General features: G+C 53.6%; 20 protein-coding genes, 1 other RNA gene and 5 pseudogenes. 7 read left to right on the forward strand and 19 right to left on the reverse strand.

Features of this window, described 5'->3' with window-relative positions; all coding sequences use genetic code 11:
• Positions 1–100: 100 nt before the first annotated feature.
• From CV945_RS08225 to CV945_RS08265, 8 genes and pseudogenes are all read right to left on the reverse strand, one after another.
• Positions 101–1,333 (reverse strand): annotated as a pseudogene (locus CV945_RS08225) (aldehyde dehydrogenase family protein); the annotation flags it as partial.
• A pseudogene (locus tag CV945_RS17840) lies at positions 1,266–1,499 on the reverse strand (dihydrodipicolinate synthase family protein); the annotation flags it as partial. The pseudogenes CV945_RS08225 and CV945_RS17840, both read right to left, overlap by 68 nt.
• Positions 1,500–1,629: 130 nt before the next feature.
• Positions 1,630–2,614 (reverse strand): annotated as a pseudogene (gene hpaD / locus CV945_RS08235) (3,4-dihydroxyphenylacetate 2,3-dioxygenase).
• Between the two features lie 43 nt (positions 2,615–2,657).
• Positions 2,658–2,994, reverse strand: a pseudogene (locus CV945_RS08240) (4-hydroxyphenylacetate 3-hydroxylase C-terminal domain-containing protein); the annotation flags it as partial.
• Positions 2,995–3,096: 102 nt separating this feature from the next.
• Complete coding sequence (locus CV945_RS08245) at positions 3,097–3,996, reverse strand: manganese catalase family protein (protein ID WP_047818969.1); 900 nt, start codon at positions 3,994–3,996, stop codon at positions 3,097–3,099.
• Between the two features lie 21 nt (positions 3,997–4,017).
• The gene (locus CV945_RS08250; RefSeq protein ID WP_011232507.1) at positions 4,018–4,254 is read right to left on the reverse strand and encodes a YuzF family protein; all 237 of its coding nucleotides are present in this window, start codon (positions 4,252–4,254) and stop codon (positions 4,018–4,020) included.
• A 292-nt stretch (positions 4,255–4,546) separates the two neighbouring features.
• Positions 4,547–4,711, reverse strand: coding sequence for a hypothetical protein (locus CV945_RS08260; RefSeq protein WP_165754816.1), 165 nt, complete (start codon positions 4,709–4,711; stop codon positions 4,547–4,549).
• 117 nt (positions 4,712–4,828) lie between these two features.
• Positions 4,829–6,004: a helix-turn-helix transcriptional regulator gene (locus tag CV945_RS08265; RefSeq protein WP_100659540.1), complete on the reverse strand. Its 1,176-nt coding sequence runs from the start codon at positions 6,002–6,004 to the stop codon at positions 4,829–4,831.
• Between the two features lie 227 nt (positions 6,005–6,231).
• Between CV945_RS08265 and CV945_RS08270 the strand changes: the two genes are divergently transcribed.
• Both CV945_RS08270 and CV945_RS08275 read left to right on the forward strand, forming a co-directional pair.
• Complete coding sequence (locus CV945_RS08270; protein ID WP_047818971.1) at positions 6,232–6,822, forward strand: DUF6230 family protein; 591 nt, start codon at positions 6,232–6,234, stop codon at positions 6,820–6,822.
• A 22-nt stretch (positions 6,823–6,844) separates the two neighbouring features.
• Positions 6,845–7,270 (forward strand): DUF6114 domain-containing protein, encoded by a 426-nt coding sequence (locus CV945_RS08275; protein ID WP_100659541.1) that lies wholly within the window; start codon positions 6,845–6,847, stop codon positions 7,268–7,270.
• Positions 7,271–7,719: 449 nt separating this feature from the next.
• Here the strand turns inward: CV945_RS08275 and ssrA are convergent.
• The 5 genes from ssrA to secG all read right to left on the reverse strand — a co-directional run bounded on the left by ssrA (position 7,720) and on the right by secG (position 12,310).
• Positions 7,720–8,071, reverse strand: a transfer-messenger RNA (tmRNA) gene (gene ssrA / locus CV945_RS08280).
• Between the two features lie 341 nt (positions 8,072–8,412).
• Entirely contained in the window at positions 8,413–8,880 is a 468-nt protein-coding gene (smpB, locus tag CV945_RS08285) for an SsrA-binding protein SmpB (protein ID WP_013144268.1), read from the reverse strand.
• A gap of 79 nt (positions 8,881–8,959) precedes the next feature.
• Positions 8,960–11,236 carry a ribonuclease R gene (gene rnr, locus CV945_RS08290; RefSeq protein WP_044743777.1) on the reverse strand — a complete coding sequence of 759 codons (2,277 nt, stop codon included), beginning with the start codon at positions 11,234–11,236 and terminating at the stop codon, positions 8,960–8,962.
• A 22-nt stretch (positions 11,237–11,258) separates the two neighbouring features.
• Complete coding sequence (gene estA / locus CV945_RS08295; RefSeq protein ID WP_033008930.1) at positions 11,259–11,999, reverse strand: carboxylesterase; 741 nt, start codon at positions 11,997–11,999, stop codon at positions 11,259–11,261.
• 74 nt (positions 12,000–12,073) lie between these two features.
• The gene (gene secG / locus CV945_RS08300) at positions 12,074–12,310 is read right to left on the reverse strand and encodes a preprotein translocase subunit SecG (protein WP_094239185.1); all 237 of its coding nucleotides are present in this window, start codon (positions 12,308–12,310) and stop codon (positions 12,074–12,076) included.
• Positions 12,311–12,495: 185 nt separating this feature from the next.
• Between secG and CV945_RS08305 the strand changes: the two genes are divergently transcribed.
• The 3 genes from CV945_RS08305 (at position 12,496) to CV945_RS08315 (ending at position 13,651) form a co-directional block, all read left to right on the forward strand.
• Positions 12,496–12,795 (forward strand): AbrB/MazE/SpoVT family DNA-binding domain-containing protein, encoded by a 300-nt coding sequence (locus CV945_RS08305; RefSeq protein ID WP_044743778.1) that lies wholly within the window; start codon positions 12,496–12,498, stop codon positions 12,793–12,795.
• Complete coding sequence (locus CV945_RS08310) at positions 12,795–13,178, forward strand: type II toxin-antitoxin system PemK/MazF family toxin (protein WP_100659576.1); 384 nt, start codon at positions 12,795–12,797, stop codon at positions 13,176–13,178. The genes CV945_RS08305 and CV945_RS08310 overlap by 1 nt, the downstream gene beginning before the upstream one ends.
• 257 nt (positions 13,179–13,435) lie before the next feature.
• Positions 13,436–13,651 (forward strand): hypothetical protein, encoded by a 216-nt coding sequence (locus CV945_RS08315; RefSeq protein WP_100659542.1) that lies wholly within the window; start codon positions 13,436–13,438, stop codon positions 13,649–13,651.
• A gap of 100 nt (positions 13,652–13,751) precedes the next feature.
• Here the strand turns inward: CV945_RS08315 and CV945_RS08320 are convergent, their stop codons facing one another.
• Positions 13,752–15,248, reverse strand: a complete 1,497-nt coding sequence (locus CV945_RS08320) for a carboxylesterase/lipase family protein (RefSeq protein ID WP_100659543.1) — start codon at positions 15,246–15,248, stop codon at positions 13,752–13,754.
• Positions 15,249–15,481: 233 nt separating this feature from the next.
• On the opposite strand from CV945_RS08320, the pseudogene CV945_RS08325 reads away from it, so the two are divergent.
• Positions 15,482–15,658, forward strand: a pseudogene (locus CV945_RS08325) (IS701 family transposase); the annotation flags it as partial.
• A gap of 154 nt (positions 15,659–15,812) precedes the next feature.
• Positions 15,813–16,085 (forward strand): hypothetical protein, encoded by a 273-nt coding sequence (locus CV945_RS08330; RefSeq protein WP_029761341.1) that lies wholly within the window; start codon positions 15,813–15,815, stop codon positions 16,083–16,085.
• Between the two features lie 1,061 nt (positions 16,086–17,146).
• Here CV945_RS08330 and eno read toward each other — a convergent pair.
• The 5 genes from eno to gap form a co-directional block, all read right to left on the reverse strand.
• The gene (gene eno, locus CV945_RS08335) at positions 17,147–18,439 is read right to left on the reverse strand and encodes a phosphopyruvate hydratase (protein WP_033012093.1); all 1,293 of its coding nucleotides are present in this window, start codon (positions 18,437–18,439) and stop codon (positions 17,147–17,149) included.
• A 28-nt stretch (positions 18,440–18,467) separates the two neighbouring features.
• The gene (gpmI, locus tag CV945_RS08340) at positions 18,468–20,003 is read right to left on the reverse strand and encodes a 2,3-bisphosphoglycerate-independent phosphoglycerate mutase (RefSeq protein ID WP_094239189.1); all 1,536 of its coding nucleotides are present in this window, start codon (positions 20,001–20,003) and stop codon (positions 18,468–18,470) included.
• A complete protein-coding gene (gene tpiA / locus CV945_RS08345) occupies positions 19,996–20,757 on the reverse strand; it encodes a triose-phosphate isomerase (protein ID WP_015375781.1) in 762 nt (253 codons plus the stop codon). The genes gpmI and tpiA overlap by 8 nt, the downstream gene beginning before the upstream one ends.
• Before the next feature lie 183 nt (positions 20,758–20,940).
• Positions 20,941–22,125, reverse strand: a complete 1,185-nt coding sequence (locus CV945_RS08350; protein WP_100659544.1) for a phosphoglycerate kinase — start codon at positions 22,123–22,125, stop codon at positions 20,941–20,943.
• A gap of 122 nt (positions 22,126–22,247) precedes the next feature.
• Positions 22,248–23,255 (reverse strand): type I glyceraldehyde-3-phosphate dehydrogenase, encoded by a 1,008-nt coding sequence (gap, locus tag CV945_RS08355; RefSeq protein ID WP_100659545.1) that lies wholly within the window; start codon positions 23,253–23,255, stop codon positions 22,248–22,250.
• Between the last annotated feature and the right edge of the window lie 8 nt (positions 23,256–23,263).

The following is a 23,263-nucleotide window of genomic DNA, read 5'->3' on the forward strand; positions in this document are numbered from 1 at the left end:
TGCAACCCCAAGTCAAGGAAGGAGGACGAAGTCCGCTTGTACTTCTGGGGAGTTGCAAGCCCCCACTTCAAGCGTTAGCTAAGTGGGGGTAGTTGACATCGTTGCGGCAGTTAAGCAATAATGTCGGGGGCACAAAGTTGCCGCGCTCCAGCCCTTTCGGAACGCCCGGGGCATAGACGTCCGCCCCTTCCTGTTTGGCGATCTCAATATAGCGGTTCACCCGCTCCCAATGATCGCGATGAATGAGCGGTCCCAGTTCGGTCGCGGGGTTCATCGGATCGCCGATGACGATGCGGTCGACGCGCTCTTTCAGCCGGGCGACAAATTCATCGTAAATCGACTGTTCAAGCAAAAGCCGCGAGTTGGCCGTGCACCGCTCGCCATTGAGCGAAAATACGCCCCACACCGCTGCGTCAAGCGCCCGATCGAGATCGGCGTCGGCGAACACGATGAGCGGCGACTTGCCGCCGAGCTCCATCGATGTTTTTTTCAACGTTGCCGCGCTGTTGCGGATGATCTCCATGCCGGTCGTCGTCTCGCCGGTAAACGTGATGAGGCGCACGTCCGGATGGGCGACCAATGCGGCGCCCGCCGTTTCGCCAAACCCGTGCACGACGTTGAACACCCTGCGAGGCAGCCCGGCTTCATCGATGATTTCCGCCAGTTTATTCGCCGTCAACGGCGACCATTCGGCCGGCTTCAAGACAACGGTGTTGCCGGTCGCCAGCGCGGGAGCCACCTTCCACGTTTCCAGCATAAACGGCGTATTCCACGGCGTAATGAGCCCGGCGACGCCGACTGGTTTATAAACGGTATAGTTTAAAAACTGACCATTCACATGATACGCCTCGCCAACAAGGCGCGTCTTCACCATTTCCGCGTAAAAGCGGAAGTTTTCCGCCGCGCGGGCGGCCTGTTTTTTCGCCTGGCTGATCGGAATGCCGGTGTCGAGCGCCTCTAAATAGGCGATGTCGTCCGCATATGTTTCAATCAGCTCGGCAATGCGGAACAAATAACGGAGCCTCTTTTCAACCGGCATCGTCCGCCACGGCCCGTGATCAAACGCCTCCTTCGCCGCCCGAACCGCCGCATCGATGTCTTCTTTCCGCCCCTCGGCGACTTCGTCATGGCTGACGATCCATGGGCCGAGCGGCGTCGCCTGGTCGCGGTTTTTGACGCGGAAATTCGGCCGGTAATAATTTTCTAAGTAATCGCGGACTGCGTAATCGTTGGCAATGGTGTAGCCGGAAATGTAGTCGTACGCCTGTTCCGCCCTCACCCGGCGGGCCGGGCGGCCGATCACCACCGCAAGCTCGCATTCGTAATGCATCATGTTCACCCCCTCCGGACGTGACGGAAATGCCGTGCGTGCCGCTTTCAATATGCCAATCGATGAGCGCGGCAAGCGCCGCAAAATCCACGTTTCCTTCCTCATCAAACGGCGTGACGACCGGCGCAATTGAGCCGCGCAGCCGTTCTTTCGCCTCGCGGTATGCCATCCCTTCTCCCCCTGTCGACTTGTTTTTTCTGAATCTTATTTACATTTTACACAAAATCATATATGAAACCAATCATAAAATCATATATCATGATGATCGCGAAAACGGCCGGCAGAAAACGGCGGTCTTTCTAAATGAGAAAGGTCGGTTTCCGCTTCGCCAATGTCGGTTCGCTTTGCTCGATCGGCTGGCCGCTGTGAACGTCAAGAACGACGGACGCCTCTTCAAACCAGCTGTCCGGCGCCGCATGCCCCCAAAACGTCTGGCGCCTTGGGTCATCCAAATCCCAACGGATCGGCGGAAAATCGGGGTCGCTCGTCAAATAATCGCCGTTATACAGCTCAATGCGATGGCCATCCGGATCGCGCAAATAGACAAAGAAGGCGTTCGACAATCCGTGGCGGCCCGGCCCGCGTTCAATGTTCGGCGCATATCCGGCCGCCGCCAGCACATCGCACGCATGGATCAGGCTGAGCGGGTCCGGCAGCCAAAACCCGATATGGTGAAGGCGCGGCCCTTTTCCGTTCATCAGCGCCAAATCGTGGACGTTTTGCTTCCGGTGCAGCCATGCAGCACAAAGTTTCCCATCCTCTGTTTCCGTATACTCCGAGCAGGCAAAGCCCAAACCATGGACATAAAAGTCGTACGCGTTCTTTACATCTCTAACCGCGCAGTTGAAATGATCGATGCGCTGCACGCGGGCGCCGCGGTATACGTCATACCGCTGCAAAAGCCGCTCTGTTTTCTCCATCTGGGCAAAAAACTCAAGCGGCAGCCCGGGCGGATCTTGCACGCGAAACGCTCTCCCGACGGCGTGCTGGCTTCCTGCTTCCAGCCATTTCGGCTGCAGCGTTTGCGCCGCAAACCATTCATAAAGCGCTTCCAATTGCTGTTCGAAACCGACTTTGTAGCCAAGCGCTTCAACCGCAGGGCGGGGCGCCTTTTTCAATAGAAGGCTATGATGATGATATTCTTCCAGCCCCCCGCAAATACAGATGGCTCTCATCCGCTTCCGTCACGACAAACCCAAGCACCCGTTCGTAAAAATCGCGGGCGGCGGCCAAATCGGTCACATGCAGCACCGCGCGGGCGCAGCGAATAATAGAAAATTTCACCATCCTTCTCCCCTTTCGATCAAATTCAACTCCATTTGCACTGTCACCGCTGGGTGTCAGAAGGAATGAACACGCTTTTGGCGCCGCGCAGAAATTCACGCACGAACTGTTGATACGGCTCTTTTTCATATGCGTCGAAATACGCCATCCCCATCCGAACGGGATCGCCGAAAAAGTCATATTCGTAATGCGTCTGCCGGGCTCCGAACGCGCTCATCGTGAGATCCCAGGCGAGCCGGAACAGCTGAACGCGCTCATAGCCCCACCGTCGCCCCTTGCATCGCGCGGCGGACGATATCGCCAATTTCTTCGTTGTCAAAGTCGGCTTCCGTCGGAATCGCCATCATGCCCGATGCCCCTAAAATGCGAATGATTTCCGAGTGAAGGGAAAAAACAACATTGGCGTCATCTCTTCGTTGCGCCGCCCTTTTTGTTCAACGACCGGCTTTCCAAAAAAAAATCAGGCGCCGTTGGGCGCCTCATCACAACCCTGCCGACCGCTGCAGCCGCTTGGCGATTTCCAAAAAATCTTCGGCCGAAATCCCGGGAGCGAATTCTTCCGGCACTTCGTCCAAATCGGGGATCGCCCCCCCTTGGGGCGCTCCTTCGACCACCTCGAGCGGCTGGCCGTCGCTTGGATGGGTTCCTTTCCAAATGCGGACGATTTCTTTGTAATAGCGATCGCTGAACGTATAAAGACGGCGGTGGACGCCTTGATCCTCATACTTTCTCGCCGCATCGAACACGCGGTTATCGAGGTTCGGGATTGGCAGAAGCTTCGTCACATCAACGCCCGTCGCCACTTCCAACGCCTTGGCGTACGCCAAAACATGAACGCCCCCGCGCACAAGCAAGTAGCCGATCATCTCGCGGGCGGTAGGGTGGTCCGTCATTTCATAGACGCGCATTTTATGCGTGCGCGCTCCGCATTCCAGGAAAAAGTTGTGAAGCAAATCCAAAATCAAGTTGCCGCTGTTGAACACGTACTCCCCCGTCCACGCCTTCCCCATCGAATCGCCGGGAAACGCCGTCTGCGCCGTCGCGATAAAATGATACGTATTGCGCTTGTCTTTCGCATCCTTCATCGGCGCTGTATCCGGATCACCTGGATGGGTGGAGCCGGTCAAGCAAAGGTTGATCGCATTGGACACGAGCTCGACATGGCCAAACTCTTCGGCGGTGATGCTCGCCACCAACTCGTAAAACGGGCGCAGCTTCTTTTTTTGCCGAAAATTGAATGACTGAAACAAATAATTGTTTAACGTCGACATTTCTCCGAAACGGCCGCCAAGCAGCTCCTGGACAGCGGCAGCCGCATTGGGGTCCGCGTATTTGGGCTTCGGCAATTCAATCGCCAGCCGGTCGATCCGCTGAAATACCACGACTCTTTTCCTCCTTTTCCATTAATTGCTGAGGCGAACAGACACCACTTGCGCCAAGCGGATGTAATAAACCGCCTGATGCGCCGAGATGACGATATGGTCTGGCTTCACATCCCTCACCGTTCCTTGGATCGAACCGCGGACGGTTTCCACTACCACTTCTTTGCCGTTCAAAGCTTGGAAAGCGTGGTACACATACGGGTCAACCAAGGCAATAAGCTGCGGCGGCGAAGCATGGGACGCGTAGGGCTGGTTCATTCTCATTTCCTCCCTTTTGATGCGTTGAAGAAGATTCCCTTTTTATCCATATGCCGCCCCGTGCCAAACATGACAAAAAACCAAGCTCCCTAAAAAAGAAAGCGGCCTTGATGCCTACTCATCAAGCCGCTTCCGACGATGGTTACGCCGCGAGAAAGCGGCGAACGCTCGGAATCTTCTGCACCACAAAACGGTCAAACAGCCAAATGACAACAAGCGACAACGCAAACAGCGGCATCACGACCGCCGCAGCGATCATGCCCCCACACCGTTTTCGCCGCTTGGGGATCCTTCACCCGCCTAGGGGCGCCGAGGACGCCTTTCGGTTTGCGCTTGCGCTGCTCAACGCCAAAATGATCAGAAACGGCGCAAAGATGATCCCCGCATAGAAATGCCACCTCCAGACCGCCGCATACATCGGCGGCTGTTTGTCCTCCGCCTTCACCGTTTGTTCCACAGTTTTTCCCCCTGCCATGTTTTTCAGTAGGCAGTATAGAACAAAACTGTGTCCAAACGGTGAGCAATCGGCGAAAATGGTGTGAAATGAAACGGCCGGACAGACTAGTCCGCCTCGTCATCCAATCAACCCAAGACGCAGCGCTTTTGCCACCGCTTCCGTCCGATTTTTGGCGCGAAGCTTCCTTAAGGCACTGGAAATGTAGTCGCGCACCGTAAATTCGCTCAAATAAAGCTGACAGGCCGCTTCCAATGTCGAAGCTCCGTCGGCGAGCAGCTTCAAAATCTCAATTTCTCTTGGCGACAAGGATTCCGCCATCCCTTCCCATTCTTTTTTTGGCGCCTTGATCCATTTCAACAGCAACTCCCCCGCGCTTTGACCAAATTTCATCAGCGCGGGAAACAGGCGGCGGTCAACGGCAAAGAAGCGGCCCGGTCCGCGGTCGAGAACGACGCCTCCAATCATCCGCCCTTCCGTCGGCACATACACCGGAACGATCACCAGCGAGGCCAAACCGAACAGGTCCACATACAGGCGCGGAAACTGTTCGCTCGCCCTCGGCACATAAATCGGACGAAAATGGCGAAACTCATGCACTTCCGCTTTCAATTTCCCCACACTTTCTTTCAACATCGGAATGCTGTCCAATTCCACGCACAAGTGCTGAATTTGCCCGTTGTCCACGCCATACCCGTGCAGGCCGATGGCTGTGCTCTCCTGATTGACAAATTGAAACAGCGCACAGCGGGTGAAAGGAAGAAAATAAGAAAAACCAAAACAAATATGCGCCGCCGATTCCTCAAACGTCTGCGCCCGCAAAATCCATTCGTTAAACAAAATGACGGCGTCTTTCCACAAGGATTCTTTTTTCCACGCGGAATCGCTACTGGGTTTGAATGATTGTTCATTCACTTCATACAACAACCATTCATTCCATTTAAAAAACAAATACCGCACGGCTGGGTGCAGCGCAGCAGCCGCTGACGCATGTGCCTTCAACACTTGATGAACCGTATTTTCCATTAAATTCAGGGAAAATATGACCATCTCCGGATGAAACGCCGCAATGCGTTCGAGCTGCCCATTCGCTGGATGTTCACCCCCGTACGGGAGCAATCTTGCCTGAACGAATGCGCACAGCGTGGAAAACACCTCTTGAACCCGCTCATTCCGCTTGCCAAGCGCTTCGCCGATCCGCTTCCATTCCCGGTTCAATTCCGCCGCATACCTATGCAAGATGTCGGCCGCTTCATGAAGCAAACGAAGCAAATGATCATTTAATTCCTTCGACATCCCCATCCTCCCCCCGCATCCCCGCTAGTGATCGACTACTTTGATCATCTAATTTCTTAATTCGATCGGTCAATTCCTTCTTTTGCCCGTCACGGTTGTCCAACAGCACTTAAAAAATCCGACAAACATAGGGATGTAATGGAATGTATAATTGTCATAAAATTTAAACAGATTCACTAAAGCGCTTACAGCGCTGATCATTCAAAAAAAGGGGGAGGAGAAACGCCATGGAAATGGCAACAAAACCGGTCATCATTGGGGGGCGCACAGCGAAAAAGCCGCTGATCGCCGCGCTGTTGGGAGGGTTCCTGCTGTTAGGCGCCTTGCTGTCGATCTTCGGGCTGACAGGCGTCGCCTATGCCGTACCAATCAGCGGGGTCGGCGAATTTACCGTTCAATTTGACAAACTGAACGGCAGCGGGTTTAAAATGTACGGCGGCGTGGCGGAAGCAGGCAATGCGCCGCAGACGCCGGTCTTCGTCAATGAAATGGATAAAGCGACGATTCAAGGTCTTCGGATTTCGAAAGACTTCCCGGCCTTGGGCATTCGCGTCGTCATCGTGGCGAGCCAACCGGTCTCGATTGACGGCCTCGTACAAAAAGCGACGCAAATCAACGGCAACATCTCCTTCGGCAGCTTGACGATGAAAGAAAGCTATGTCGGCGATACGAGCAACCCAGTCGAGAAAGCGGCCAAAGAATTCACACAAGGAGCCGACAGCATTACGATCGAAAACGGTGATATCAAAACCGTCTACTTATTCCAGCAAAAAGTGTCGCTGCCGGGCATGAAAGTGTACTTTGAAAAACTCAACTAATTCTCGGTAAGGATGAGGGACATTGGGCATCATTCGTTCCAGCTGGCAGGCGTTCGGTCGCTGGCGGAAACGCCGCCCGTTTTGGGGGGCAACGTTTCTCTTGTTATCAAGCCTTGTGATTTTATGGGTTCCGATGCAGCTATACGAAATTTCTCTCGTTCCCGGAAGCATGGTGTTCGTCGGCTTTTTCCTCGGCGGCATGGTCATGTTGATGGGGATTCTTTCCTACGCCATGCCGCGGCTATCCACCTTGCTCGGCATCATCGGTATGTTCAGTGCCATTCTGTCGATCATGGGCGCCTTGGGTGGCTTCTTAGTCGGCACCATTCTCGGCATCATCGGCGGGGCGCTTTGCATCGCCTGGCGCCCGCAATGGGCTGAAGCCGACGCTCCTGCTGCTCATCATGAAGCGGCGGCGGACAAAGAGCCATCCGCCGCAATCGACTAACAGGCGCCGATCGCTCGGCCGAACGAAGCGAAATATTCGTTCGTTCGGCCTTCTTTTTTTATCTCTTTTTCCCGATCACGAATCCATTCATCATGAACAAACGAGGCGCATATTCATATTATGGGCCCATCATCGCTGCAGAACAAGATCGGCGCTAGAGCTGAGGCCGCCTCCGAAGATTCTAGGCATCCATCCTCGCGCCTAGATACACGCTGGAAGGATGCCCAAATGCCTCTTGTCCCTTTGGCATCAAGGGATGAGAGGCATTTTGTTTACTTAGTCACTGTCGAACTCGGTATACAATGCAAGGTAAAAACGCGGTGCAAAATTCGTGCAAAATTTTTTCGTATTCTATCGTTTTTTGGGGATTCCCAAAAAATGAAAAACGACTGCAAATGCAGTCGTATCAAGGGTTTCACAGTTTCTCGTCCGAACCGTTCGGATATCGGAAATGGAGACGGTGGGAGTCGAACCCACGTCCAGAGGCATCGCCACTTAAGCATCTACGAGCGTAGTCGGTATATTTCGCTTCGCCGTCCGTTCCGCCTACCGACAGGCCTCCCGGCGGCTAGCCTGGTTCGTCTCTTCCCTCATCCTCAGGCGGCGGATTTGGGCGTAGCCCGCTTCATATGAGCCCCTCGAACGCCACGCGGGCGATGGCGGGAGGAGCTAGCTGCAGCAATTAGGCAGCTAAAGCGTAGTTTTGTTTGCCAGTTATCTTTAGGTGACGTTTTTACGAGGACGTCCCCCTCGGCTCGCCGCTTAAGCTCGACCTACCCCTGTCGAATCCGGATCGTCCCCGCGGTGCGAAGAGATCGGAACAGCTTAAGCATGGAATAACTGGCTGTTGCACTTTTTATTATACCATGACGCGGTGCATTTTCAATGGGAATGTTTTCAATCTCGCCAAAAAACAGGCTCTTCTCCGAATGTTGTGCCGGATGATTGAGAACACGGCTTCTTGGCACTTGCCAAGAAAAATCAGCCCATCCCATTTTCCGTACACGGCGACGCAAGAAATGCCCCCGCTTGCCGCGATGAACCAAACATCCCTCCGCCGTTCCCAAACCGGCAATGCCCGCCAAAAGCCCGATGTTTCAGGCTCCCGCCCTCGGCAAATGCCCGCTCGGCGGCTTGCCTCTCTACAGCTTTTGCCGCTCGCGGAACGCCCGCTCGATTTCGCGCTGCGCTTCTTTCCGCTTCATGTCTTCCCGTTTGTCGTATTTTTTCTTCCCTTTGGCCACTCCAAGCTCCACTTTGGCAAAGCCATTTTTAATATACAATTTCAGCGGCACGAGCGTATACCCTTGCTCTTTCGTATAGCCGATCAGCTTGTTGATTTCGCGCCGGTGCAGCAAAAGCTTTCTCGTCCGCAGCGGGTCGTGGTTGTAGCGGTTGCCTTGTTCGTACGGGCTGATATGCATGTTATGGAGAAACACTTCCCCTTTTTCCACTTTGGCGAACGAATCTTTCAAGTTCACCCGGCCGTTGCGGATCGATTTGATCTCCGTCCCTTGCAAAACGAGGCCGGCTTCATACGTTTCTTCGATGAAATAGTCGTGGTGCGCTTTTTTGTTTTGGGCGATCACTTTTCCTTCGCCTTTCGGCATCCGTTTTCCCCCTCCTCATCGGCGTTTCTTATTTTACCAAAAACGAAAAGGAAGGAAAAGCCGCCCGTTCGGCTTTTCCTCACCGTTTTTTCTTTTTCTTCTTTTTTGCTTTCGCGGCGCGGCCCGCACCGGTTTTTCCTTTTGCCTCTGCTTTCGGCTTGCCGTTCTTTTGTTTTTTTCCTTCAATAACGACCGGCGCGGCTTTTGCCTTCGGCGGGCGGCGTCCTTTCATGCCGACGACTTCAAAATCGACGATCCGTTCGTCTTTGTTGACGTTGATGACACGGACGGTGATTTCATCGCCGATGCGGTACATTTTTCCCGTCCGCTCGCCGATCATCGCATAACTGCGCTCGTCATAGCGGTAGTAGTCGTCGGTTAAGTAGCTGACGTGCACCAGGCCTTCGATCGTGTTTGGCAGCTCAACGAACAAGCCGAAGTTCGTCACCGAGCTGATGATGCCGTCAAATTCCATGCCGATTTTGTCTTCCATAAACTCGGTTTTCTTCAGATCGTCCGTCTCCCGCTCGGCCTCGACGGCGCGCCGCTCCATGTTGGATGCATGCTCGGCAATCTCCGGCAGCTTTTCCGCCCATTTTCGCTGCGTCTCCGGATCCATCTGCCCGTTGATCAAGTAGGTCCGGATGAGCCGGTGGACGATCAAGTCCGGATAGCGGCGGATCGGCGACGTAAAATGGGTGTAAAACTCAGTCGACAGCCCATAATGGCCGAGGCTCTCGGCGTCATAGCGCGCTTGCTTCATCGACCGAAGCATGACGGTGGAGATCACCATTTCTTCCGGCTCGCCGCGCACCGCTTCGAGAATTTGTTGGAGGGCGCGCGGGTGGATTTGGTTGCCCGTTCCTTTCACGACATAGCCGAAGTTCGTGATGAACTCCAAGAAACGTTGCAGTTTTTCCGGCTTTGGATCCTCATGGACGCGGTACATAAACGGTACGTTCAGCCAATGGAAATGCTCAGCGACCGTTTCGTTCGCCGCCAACATAAACTCTTCAATCAACCGCTCGGCGACCGACCGCTCGCGCAAGACGACATCGTACGGCTTGCCATTTTCATCGACGAGCACTTTCGCTTCTTTGAAATCAAAATCGATCGCCCCGCGCTTCATCCGCTTCGTGCGCAAAATGTCGGCGAGCTCAGCCATCAGCTCAAACATCGGCACAAGCGGCGCGTATTTTTCCCGCAAGGCTTCATCTTTGTCCACCAAAATTTTATTGACATCGGAATACGTCATCCGCTCTGTCGTGCGGATGACGCTTTGGAAAATGTCATGGCGGACGACTTCGCCTTGCGGGGTGATCTCCATCTCGCACGACAGCGTCAGCCGGTCGACTTTCGGGTTGAGCGAACAAATGCCGTTGGACAGCCGGTGCGGAATCATCGGGATGACGCGGTCGACCAAATAGACGCTCGTGCCGCGCTCATACGCCTCGCGGTCGATCGGCGAGCCTTCTTCGACGTAATGGCTCACGTCGGCGATGTGGACGCCGAGCTTATAGTTGCCGTTTTCCAGCTTCGTCACCGTCACCGCATCGTCTAAGTCTTTCGCATCCTCGCCGTCAATGGTGACGATCATCTCGCCGCGCAAATCGCGCCGCCCTTCCAAATCTTGCTCGGTAATCACATCGGGCACACGGTTCGCATGCTCGATGACGTCATCGGGAAATTGAAGCGGCAGCCCATGCTTATAGATGATCGACAAAATGTCGACGCCCGGGTCGTTTTTATGGCCGAGAATTCGGACGACTTCCCCTTCAGCGCTCATCCGTCCTTCTGGATACGAGGTGAGCCGGACGACGACTTTATGCCCTTCGACCGCACCGTTCGCGGCGTGTTTCGGAATGAAAATGTCGTTGACGATCCGCTTGTCATCCGGGATGACAAAGCCGAAATATTTGCTTTCGGTGTACGTGCCGACGACTTCTTTCACCCCGCGCTCCACAATGCGGACGATCGTCCCTTCACGGCGCGCCCCCGATGAATCGGCCTGGACGCGCACAAGCACGGTGTCGCCATGCATCGCGTTTTTCAATTCGGACGGCGGGATGAAAATATCATCCAGTCCCGGCTCCTCCGGTGTGACAAACGCGAATCCTTTCGGGTGGCCAATCACCTTGCCGCGCACGAGATTCATCCGCTCGGGCACGCCGTAGCGGTTGCTGCGCGTCCGGACGATGAGTCCTTCCTCTTCCAGGGCGACAAGCGTTTTGACAAACTCCTTGAATCCATCGGCATCCTCGATGCCAAACGCTTCTTCCAACTCTTCGACCGTCAGCGGCTTATACGCCTCATCGCGCATAAACGTTAAGATGCGTTCGGCCAACACATGATCCATTGTCCATCCCCTCCTTTCTCCATTACCAATCTAACGATTCAAGAAATGCATAAATATCTTCATGCAGCTGATCTTTTTCTTGATCAAGCGTAATCACATGGCCTGATTGCTCATACCACTTGATTTGTTTGACCGGCGATTCAATTTCGTTATAAATGATGTTCGCGCTGTCCGGGTTGATCATCTCATCATGGCGCGCCTGCACAACAAACGTCGGGGCATAAATCAAATCAAGATGGTCACGCACATCGGCGATCAGCTCCTGCAGCGCCTTTAACGTCTTCATCGGCGTCTGCTTGAACTTCTCCATCTCCTGTTCGATCTGCTCCTCTGATTTTCCTTCCCGCTTTTTATACTCGCGCGCATACTCGAGCACGCCTTCGTACATCGTTTCCTCGCTTTTGATGTACATCGGCGCGCACATCGTCACAATGCCCTCTATAGGTACAGTGTAACCTAATTTCAATGAAAATACGCCTCCAAGCGACAGTCCGGCGACGGCGATTTTTTCGTAGCCCTTGTTTTTCAAAAACTCGTAGCCGTTCATGACATCTTGCCACCAGTCATCCGGCCCGGTGTGGACGAGCTCCTCAGGCGGCACGCCGTGTCCTTTGTAAATCGGCGCATGGCACGTATAGCCTTTGGATTCTAAAAAACGCCCGAGCATCCGAACATCAGCGGAATTGCCGGTAAACCCATGCAACAGCAGCACCGCCCGCTCCCCGGCTTCAAAGAAAAACGGCTTCGGCGGAACAATTTTCATCATTCGTTCTCCTTCCTTTCTTGCTGAAATAGAAAAGGCAGCCCGCTTCCCTTTGGACCGCCCCCGTTTTTTGCTTATGATGGTTGGACATAAACAACAAGAATCGCCAACACAAAGAACAAAACGGCCAACACAACCGTCACGCGCTGAAACACCGCATCGAGCCCGCGTGCTTTCTGCTTCCCGAACAATTGCTCGGCGCCGCCGGTGATCGCCCCCGACAGCCCTGCGCTTCGGCCTGACTGCAACAACACAATCGCAATCAGCGCAATCGATACAATGACAAGCAACGTCACAAGCAAGGCATGCATGCCTGACACCTCCAACGACCGACATTGCAATACTTTCACTATACCATAGATCGCCGTTGGCGGCAACTGGCGGGCCTGTCTCAACACGACGAAAGCCCCCTCATTCCTTTTTTGGTGAAACATGTAATCATTTTGAATCATTTTGTATATACTGTGTATATACATTTAGGAACGGAGATGATACAATGAATTCAAAACAAAACAACAGCGTAAAAAAGAAAGGAGAGAATGTGATGTCTACTGTCATCGTGCAAAAGTGGGGGAACAGTTTGGGCATCCGCATCCCAAAAGACGCGGCTGACCAAATCGGGATTCAACAAGGTTCTGAAATGGAATTACATGTCATTGAAAACGAAGGAATCATCACATTAAAGCCGAAAAGAGCACGGAAGAAATACACATTGGAAGAGCTACTCTCACAAATTACCCCTGAAAATCGACATAAGGAGATCGATTTTGGGGTAGAAGGGCGTGAGTGGATCTAATGGCCGCAGACGCGCCGGAAAGAGGAGATTTCGTTGTGTTGAACTTCCATCCACAAGCTGGCCATGAACAAGCAGGAAGAAGAATTGCTCTTGTTTTATCTCCACAAAAATTCAATCAAGCAACAGGATTTGCAGTTGTTTGTCCCATCACCAATCAGAAGAAAGGCTATCCGTTTGAAGTGGATTTGCCAAAAGAAGGAATACTCCTTGAAGGCGGCGCTCCCATTACAGGGGTCATTTTATCCGACCAAATCAAATCATTGGATTGGAAAGCTCGTCATCTAAAAATTTTTAAAAAATACAATCGAGAAGATGCGCAAATAGAGGAAATCGATGAAATCATTGACGAATGCCTGGCTAAAATCGCCACGTATCTGACTTGACCACATCGATGGAGCCGCGAATGAACGAAACGATGCTGAAGAAAAGGCGACAACTCCTTGCCTTTCTCATCCATTCAACGGAATGGCAACGGGAGCGCAGCAAACATTCGCTCCCTCTTCTCTTTGGCAGAGATGAAGGAACGTTTCATCCTCCATCTGCTTGACGCTCCATGAATCGGATGCGGTATGATCATTGTCGTCCACCGCCGAAATGCGTTACAATAGAAAGCAAATCGGCAACGACTGGAGGGACTTCAATGGCAAGACCGGACGAACGAGTCGTCATCGCGATTGACGGCTATCAATTCAAACGGGCGCGTGAGGCAAAGGAAGGGAAAATTTTCGTCACCTCGCCGATCGGGGTGAACTTTACGTTTGACATCAACGTCATGCGCAAGCTGCTTGAGGCGATCGACCGCGACCCGGCGCTCGCGGAACAGTTTGGGCTTCCTTCTCAGGGGGCAAACGAATAACAAAGGAACGGCGGTTGGCCGTTCCTTTGTTGGTTTAGCGGAGAGAGGCCGAAGCTCCATTTTTCCGCAGACGGCGGTGCTCCCTCACGAATCAAATCTTCTAGCGTCCTTGCCATGCCGCCCGCTCGCGGCCGAACGGGTCGTCCTCGACATGGCTGGCGGCCGAAAAGACAAAGGCCGCCTTGCGCTCGCTCGTATACGCCGGCCATGCTTCCGGCAAGTGAGCACCGTTCGGGTCTCCGGTGCGGGCAAACGAGAGCCAAGCGTAATGCATTTCATTGGCGATCGCCTCGCGCTCCGGCCGGTTGCCGACGAAATTCGCGACGCCCGGCTGATGGAGATTGTGAAACACAAACGGCAGCTCGAGCGCGTGGCATGCTTTCAGCTGGCCGCCGAACACCGGCGTCTCATAGTCAAATCGGTACATGTACACATCCGCCCCTTGCGCCGCTTGGGCGTCCGCCGTCCGCAGCATCCCCTCGACAAACACGCGGTACGTCATGATGCGAAGCCACGTTTGCCAAGTAGGCGCCGACGGCTCCGCCGTTTCTTTGTAATAGCGGATGGCCTCTTCTGGCACCGGCCCGACTTCCCGGTTGATTCGGTCAAGAAGTTCCTTTTCGCCAAGCTTTGTCCATGACGGATCCGTCAAGGTAAACAAGTTGTACTCGTCTTTCGTCACGCCGATGAGAATCGGAATGCCGCTGGCCGCCCCGTCGCGGAGCGCTTCAATCGGATGGCGGCGCAATACGCGGCCATCCACCACCGGACCGTACATGACCCCTGAACCGAGCGACAGCGCCGCCCGCAGCAGCTCCTCGGCAGGAATCGACAACAGCCGTTCGCGGTCGCCCGGACGGATGCCAGCCTTATCGAGAATGCGTTCGGTCATCGCCATCGCGGTCTCCGGCGAACGGAGAAGAAGCGATCCCGAACCGCTTTGCAACATGGCGCGCCGAAACAGCCCCTTCGCCTCCGGAAGCGACAACAGCACGCCGACGCTCGCCGCTCCCGCCGATTCACCGAAAATCGTCACATTGTCCGGATCACCGCCAAACGCCGCAATGTTCTCCTTCACCCAGCGCAGCGCCGCCACTTGGTCCAAAATGCCGAGATTCCCGGCTTGCGCGTACGCTTCGCCGAACGAATCACCGAGATGCAAAAAGCCAAACACGTTCATTCGGTAGTTGATCGTCACGACGACGACATCGCCGTGTTTCGCAAACGCCGTCCCGTCATACCACGGCGAAGAACCCGAGCCGAACAAAAAGGCGCCGCCGTGAATCCAGACGAGCACCGGCCGCTTCTTCCCATCCGCCGCCGGCGACCAAACGTTCAGGTACAGCCCGTCTTCGCTCGGCGGCTCGCTCATCCGCCCGAGCAATCCGCTGAAAATCGGATCCGACGGCTGCATCACGACAGGACCGAAGGCAGTCGCCTCCCGCACCCCATCCCATGCCTCAGGCGGTTCCGGCGGCAGAAAACGGCGTTCACCGACCGGCGCTTTCGCGTACGGAATCCCTTTCCAATAGAAAACCCCTTCATTTGTTCCCCCGCGCAACCGACCGTACTTTGTTTCAACAACGGTTTGTTCCATCTTTATCACTCCTGAATATTCAAATGATTCAAAAATAGTATAAACCACCACCTCACCCACGTCTATCGTTTTGCGCCCGCATGAGAGGTGTTCATGCCGCTTCGAAAAGAGAGATGCCTCGCCCATGTACAAAAGTAAAGATAGCCGCAGCCGAAGCAGTGAACACCATGAAGGAGATGATTCGAGGCGCGATCACGCCAAAAACATTTTGTTTAAGTCACGGTGAAACGGTATGGGGCAGTGGTGCTTTAGCCTGCGTGTACAGCATTGCCGAATCCCAACAAACCCTTTCCGCTGGGCTGGAGTTGCTTCGATCGCGGAAAGGCCACAGCATCGTCGAGTTCATTGATAACGCTGCGAAGCAAGATATTCCCATTGATGCGATCAAAAAACAGCTCCATGTCGCCTAAGGAGTACCCTGTTTACCTCTTATGACATGGAAATTATTATAATGAAAAATACTCATCTACAGATAAAAAAACTATTTAAAACCTTTCTATATTTTGTTAAAATTATATAAAAGATTTTGTTCAATCCATTTTCCAGTAAAAGGTGAAAGTGTAAATGAAGAAAATAATTCTTCCTGTAATTTTATTTATCAATCTTGTTTTTATAGTGGGTTACCTCATAGATACCGGGTTCCCCTTCGGTTCTTTATGGCTGGTATGGCTACCCTTTTTCGTTGCTGGTATCATCCTGTCCATTATGTTTCTAGTTCGTTATAGAAAGGAATCCAATGCCAACCTATTTTTATCGCTTGCTGTCTTGTTAAGTAGCCTTAGTTCTTTAGGTCTTTGGAGTTTTTATTATTATTTAGCCCGTGTTATGGGAGGATAAGAGCACGAAAAGAGAAGGTTGGAATAGACCTTCTCTTTTCATAAAAACATTTAGAAAATGCTACCTAATTTTCCTTGCGAGCACAATAATCCAAACTCGGCAACCATCCACCAGCCCGGATCATAAGTAGCGTATGCACAGAGATATCATTCGTAATCGCAACCATCGTCTCCTTTCCCAAAATTAGCCCAACAACGATCGTGAGCTTGGCAGCATCGGTCTAATGCGTTAATTGGTGTTCCACTTCTACACTTGGCTCCAAAGTAATTTTGGTAACAATATTTTTCATTACCAGAACCATAGGAAACTAAGCATCCCTCATACCAGGCTTCGGGTGCGATTTCACCTTCCATTATTTTATCAGTCCCCATTGGTTTTTTAAGCTCTTCTACAAACAAGAAGTAAGAAGCTTCAAAAGGAATTTCAACTTATCTCTAGGAGCCCGGTGATTTACTTAGCAACGAGGTAAAACCTATATTTTCTCAAATTCAGAAACCTTGATAAAACGTGCTTTTGTTTCTCATTCAGCTTCGTCGATTTCTCAAGTATCCTCGTTTTTCACCGGCCTTCTAGAGACAAAGATGTGATTGTTTAAGTATGAGAGTGAAATCATGGGAAATATTTGCAAGAAAATTAAAAAATATAATCAAATCAAAATTGATCTTCTCAAAATAGTTAAGTGTATTGATTGTTGTACGGAAGATGAAAAAGAACTTTACCAGAACAAAGAAGTGACAAGCTTGTTGCCCAAATGATTCGCCGATTTGTTTGAAATCCCTAAGACCCAATATTCAATCACTGTGTATGTAATGGGTGTAATATGGGAAAACGATTGCCTTCTTTTTGTCTCCACCGCCCTTGACGATTCTTTCCCACCTTTGTCGGGTGTTGGTCAAGGGCGACTCCATCCTTGAACATCCCTCCGATACTCAAGGGGATGGTCTATGTGGAGTCTTCATAACGCGCTTTTGACGCGACCCTTTGCTATCCTCGCCCGCCGCAAAAAAAGGCACCTTTCTTGGCAAACAGCCGAAAGGTGCCTGTAATGATTCTGTTATCGGTTATTTTTTCAAATTGTAAAACGAACGGATGCCTTGGTAAATGGCCGTATGGCCGAGTTCATCCTCAATGCGGAGCAGCTGGTTGTATTTCGCGACGCGGTCGGTGCGCGACGGCGCGCCTGTTTTGATTTGGCCGGCGTTCGTGGCGACGGCGATGTCGGCGATCGTGCTGTCTTCCGTTTCGCCGGAGCGGTGCGAGACGACAGCCGTGTAGCCGGCGCGTTTCGCCATTTCGATGGCGTCAAACGTTTCCGTCAGCGTGCCGATTTGGTTCACTTTGATCAAAATCGAGTTGCCGACGCCTTTTTCAATGCCTTCGGCCAGTTTTTTCGTGTTCGTGACGAACAAGTCGTCGCCGACAAGCTGCACTTTTTTGCCGAGCCGCTCGGTCAGCAGTTTATGGCCTTCCCAGTCGTTTTCATCGAGCCCGTCTTCGATCGAGATGATCGGGTATTTCGAGACAAGTTCTTCATACCAAGCGACCATTTCTTCGGACGTTTTGACAACGCCTTCGCCTTCCAAATGATATTTGCCGTCTTCTTTGTTGTACAGCTCGGATGAAGCAACGTCCATGGCGAGCATCACTTGTTCGCCCGGTTTGTAGCCGGCTTTTTCGATCGCTTCGATGATCGTTTGCAGCGCTTCTTCGTTCGATTTCAAGTTCGGGGCGAAGCCGCCTTCATCGCCGACCGCGGTGTTGTAGCCTTTCGCTTTCAGCACCGCTTTTAAGCTGTGGAAAATTTCCGCCCCCATGCGCAGCGCTTCGCGGAAACTTTCCGCCCCGACTGGCATGATCATAAATTCTTGAATGTCGACGTTGTTGTCCGCATGCGCACCGCCGTTTAAAATGTTCATCATCGGCACCGGCAGCGTTTTGGCATTAAAGCCTCCTAAGTATTGGTACAGCGGCAAACCGAGCTCGTCCGCCGCCGCGCGGGCCACGGCAAGCGAAACGCCCAAAATGGCGTTGGCGCCAAGTTTGCTTTTGTTTTCCGTGCCGTCAAGCTCAATCAACGCGCGGTCGATCGCCACTTGGTCGGTCACTTCAAGGCCGATGATTTCCGGAGCGATCACTTCGTTGACGTTTTCCACCGCTTTTAACACCCCTTTGCCGAGGTAGCGGTTTTTGTCGCCGTCGCGCAGTTCGACTGCTTCATATTCCCCAGTCGAGGCGCCGCTTGGCACCAGGGCGCGGCCGAAACCGCCTTCTTCTGTATACACTTCCACTTCTACGGTTGGGTTGCCGCGCGAATCGAGCACTTCGCGGGCGTAAACATCAATAATCGCAGACATGAACACACACTCCTTTTCCTTCGTATCGTTATTTGACAATCAACGATTTCCCTGTCATTTCGTTCGGCTGCGGCAAACCGAGCAAATCAAGCATCGTCGGCGCCAAATCTCCTAAAATGCCGCCGTCTCTCAGCTTGATGCCTTTTTTCGTCACGATCACCGGCACCGGATTCGTTGTATGCGCCGTTTGCGGCTTGCCGTCCGGCGTCAGCACTTCATCGGCGTTGCCGTGGTCGGCGGTGATGATGGCGATGCCGCCTTTGGCCAAAATGGCGTCGACGACTTTGCCGAGGCATTCGTCCACGGCTTCCACCGCCTTGATCGTCGGCTCAAGCTTGCCCGAGTGGCCGACCATATCCGGGTTGGCGTAGTTCAAGATGATCGCGTCGTACTTGTCAGCTGCAATCTCTTTCAGCAGCGCGTCTGTCACTTCATAGGCGCTCATTTCCGGTTTCAGGTCGTACGTCGCCACTTTCGGCGAGTTGATCAAAATCCGGTCTTCGCCTGGAAATTTCTCTTCGCGGCCGCCGCTGATGAAAAACGTCACGTGCGGGTATTTTTCGGTCTCGGCGATGCGCAGCTGGCGCAAGCCGTGCTGCGACAGCACTTCCCCGAGCGTGTTGTCCAAGTTCGTCGGCTTGAACGCCACATACCCTTTCACCGTTTCGCTGAAATGGGTCAAGCAGACAAAGAACAAATGCTTCGGATGTTTCGGGCCGCGGTCAAATTCGCGGAAATCTTCATTCGTAAACGTGTTCGAAATTTGAATCGCCCGGTCGGGGCGGAAGTTGTAGAAAATAATCGCGTCGTTGTCTTGAATCGTCGCCACCGGCCGGCCGTCTTCGCGGACGATGACCGACGGCAGGACGAACTCGTCGTAAATGCCGTGTTGGTACGAATCTTCGATGCACTCAAGCGGATCGCGGTACGTCGGGCCTTCGCCGTACACCATCGCCCGGTACGCCTTCTCGACGCGGTCCCACCGCTTGTCGCGGTCCATCGAGTAGTAGCGGCCCGACAACGTCGCGATTTCGCCGACGCCGTACTCCTTGATTTTTTCCTGCAGTTCTTTGATGTATTGCGGCGCCGTTTGCGGGCCGACGTCGCGGCCGTCCAAAAAGCCGTGGATGTACACGCGCTTCACGCCTTCTTTCGCCGCTAAGCGCAAGAGGGCGTACAAATGGTGAATATGGCTGTGCACCCCGCCGTCGGAAAGCAAGCCGAACAAATGCAAGCTTGTCCCATGCTCTTTCACATGGTTCATCGCTGCCAAAAACGTTTCATTCCGGTCAAACTCGCCTTCGCGGATGGCAATGTTGACCCGCGTTAAGCTTTGGTATACAATGCGCCCGGCGCCGATGTTCAAGTGTCCGACCTCGGAGTTGCCCATCTGCCCTTCCGGAAGCCCGACCGCCTCGCCGCACGCCTTGAGCGTTGTGTGCGGGTATTCGTTCCAATAGCGGTCAAAGTTCGGTTTGTTCGCCTGAGCGACCGCATTGCCGTACGTTTCCTCGCGCAGCGCAAACCCGTCCAAAATGATGAGCGCAACCGGTCGTTTACTCATGGCGCCCCGCCTCCACCAATTGCAAGAATGAAGCCGGCTCCAAGCTCGCCCCGCCGACTAAGGCGCCGTCGATCTGTTCTTGCGCCAAAAAGTCGCGGATGTTGTCCGGTTTGACGCTGCCGCCGTATTGGATGCGGATCGCTTCCGCCGCTTCCGGGCCAAACAGGCGCGAGACGACCGAACGAATATGGCCGCACACGTCGTTCGCATCTTCCGCCGTCGACGACTTCCCCGTGCCGATCGCCCAAATCGGCTCGTAAGCGATGACCGCTTGCTTCACTTGATCCGGCGTCAAGCCGGCGAGCGCTTTTTCCACTTGTGAAGCGACGACCGCATTCGTCTGCCCGGCTTCCCGCTCCTCGATCGTTTCCCCGCAGCAAACAATCGGCACAAGCCCACGGGTGAAAGCCGCCAATACTTTTTTATTGACGGTCTCATCCGTCTCCGCAAACATCTGCCGGCGCTCCGAATGGCCGAGGATGACGTACGTGACGCCGAGGTCTTTCAGCATGACCGGGCTCACTTCGCCGGTGTACGCCCCTTGGTCGGCAAAATGCATGTTTTGCGCCCCGATTTTTAAATTCGTGCCGTCTGCCGCTTGCACCAGCCGATCCAAAAAGAGAAACGGCGCGCAAACGACGGAATCGACTTCATCGGCCGGCGGCACGAGCCCTTTTACGTTCTCGACAAATTGAACCGCTTCCGCTAATGTTTTATGCATTTTCCAGTTGCCTGCAATGATCGGTTTTCTCATCGTTCACCCTTCCTTTCGCTGGGCGGCGCGGACCGCCCCGCTCCCCTCGGGGAATGAAGCTTGGTGTTGGCTGGCGCCCCTCCGTTGGCGAAAAGGCCGCCGCCCATCGCCGCCGGGTTGTCGTCAGCGGCCATTATCGCTTGCCGGGCGGCGCCAACGCGCCCCCAAGCTGCCGCTGCATCGTCATTTGTCGTTTAACGCCACGACCCCTGGGAGCTGTTTTCCTTCCATAAACTCAAGCGACGCGCCGCCGCCGGTGGAAATATGATCCATTTTGTCGGCTAAGCCGAATTTCTCAACCGCCGCCGCCGAATCCCCGCCGCCAATGACCGAGTATGTATCGGCAGCTTCCGCCAATGCTTCAGCGACCGCTCTCGTCCCGTGCGCGAACGCCTCCATTTCAAAGACGCCCATCGGGCCGTTCCAGACAACGAGATTCGACTCGCGAATGACATCGCGGTACAATTCGCGCGTTTTCGGACCGATGTCAAGCGCCTCCCAATCGGCTGGAATCGCGTCAATCGGCACGACTTTCGTGTTGGCGTCGTTCGCAAACCGGTCGGCGACGACCACGTCCACCGGCATATAAAAACGGACGCCTTTTTCTTTTGCTTTTTCCATAAACGATTTCGCCAGTTCGATTTTATCTTCTTCAAGCAGCGACTTGCCGACATCATGCCCAAGCGCTTTGACGAACGTGTACGCCAGTCCGCCGCCGATGATCAAGTTGTCGACTTTTTCAAGCAAATTGTCGATGACGCCGATTTTGTCTTTCACTTTCGCGCCGCCGATGATCGCTGTAAACGGGCGGTCCGGATTCGAAAGCGCCTTGCCAAGCACTTCGAGTTCTTTTTCCATCAAAAATCCGGCCACCGCCGGCAAGTAATGGGCGATGCCTTCCGTCGACGCATGAGCGCGGTGGGCGGCGCCGAACGCATCGTTGACATATAGATCCGCGAGCTCCGCAAACGCTTTGGCCAGCTCTGGATCGTTTTTCTCTTCGCCAGGGTAAAAACGGACGTTCTCAAGCAAGAGCACGTCGCCTTCGTTCAAACGGTCGACCGCCGCTTTCACCTCATCGCCGATCGCTTCATTCGTTTTCACGACCGGCCGTTCAAGCAGCTCGCCGAGCCGCTTGGCAACGGCATCCAAACGCAATTCTTCGACCACTTTTCCTTTCGGGCGGCCGAGGTGGCTCGCCAAAATGACTTTCGCCCCGTGCTCGATCAAATAGCGGATCGTCGGGAGTGCGGCGCGAATGCGTGTGTCATCAGTGATCGCGCCTTCTTCCATCGGCACGTTGAAATCAACGCGGCAGAAGACGCGCTTTCCCCTCACCTCAACGTCGCGGATCGTCTTCTTGTTCATCGTTCGTGCCCCCTTTTGGCTACAGTTTGGACAAAGGAAAAGGAGTGGGGATCATTTCCCCGCTCCCCTCCATTTCCCTATTATAGACTTGAACGGATGGAAAACTCAACGCCAAGCTGGTTTTACAGCCCTTTCAAGGCGATGTAGGCGGCCAAGTCGACGACGCGGTGCGAATAGCCCGTTTCGTTGTCATACCACGAAACGACTTTCACCATTTTGCCTTCAATGACCATTGTCGACAACGCGTCGATCGTCGACGAAGCGGTGCTGCCGTTGTAGTCGCGCGACACGAGCGGTTCTTCGCTGTAGGCCAAAATGCCTTTCAGCTCGCCTTCCGCTGCTGCTTTCAACGCGGCATTCACTTCTTCGACCGTCACTTCTTTTTCCAATTCCGCCACCAAGTCGACAACGGATACGTTCGGCGTCGGCACGCGCATCGCCATGCCGTTCAACTTTCCTTTCAATTCCGGCAAAACGAGCGCGACCGCTTTCGCCGCCCCGGTCGTCGTCGGAATGATCGATTCGGCCGCGGCGCGAGCCCGGCGCAAATCTTTATGCGGCAAGTCCAAAATTTGTTGGTCGTTTGTGTACGAGTGAACGGTCGTCATCATGCCGCGGACGATGCCGAATTGTTCATGCAGCACTTTGGCAAACGGCGCCAAGCAGTTCGTCGTGCACGACGCGTTCGAGATAACATGGTGGCTTTTCGGGTCGTATTTGTCTTGGTTGACGCCCATGACGATCGTAATGTCTTCGTTTTTCGCCGGGGCGGAAATGATCACTTTTTTCGCACCCGCTTCCAAATGTTTGGCGGCGTCTTCGCGTTTCGTGAAGCGGCCGGTCGACTCAACGACGATGTCAACGCCGATCTCGCCCCACGCCAAGTTCGCCGGATCGCGTTCCGCCTTGACGATGATTTCTTTGCCGTTGACGACCAAGTTGTTACCGTTGACGGACACTTCGGCATCCAGACGGCCATGGACAGAGTCGTACTTCAACAAATGAGCAAGCGTATTCGCATCGGTTAAATCGTTCACCGCCACCACTTCAATGTCCGGGTTTTTCAATGCCGCGCGGAAGACGTTGCGTCCGATGCGGCCAAATCCGTTGATTCCCACTTTGACTGCCATCTTATTTT

It is taken from the genome of Geobacillus sp. Manikaran-105 (assembly GCF_002809955.1).
GTDB lineage: Bacteria > Bacillota > Bacilli > Bacillales > Anoxybacillaceae > Geobacillus > Geobacillus thermophilus.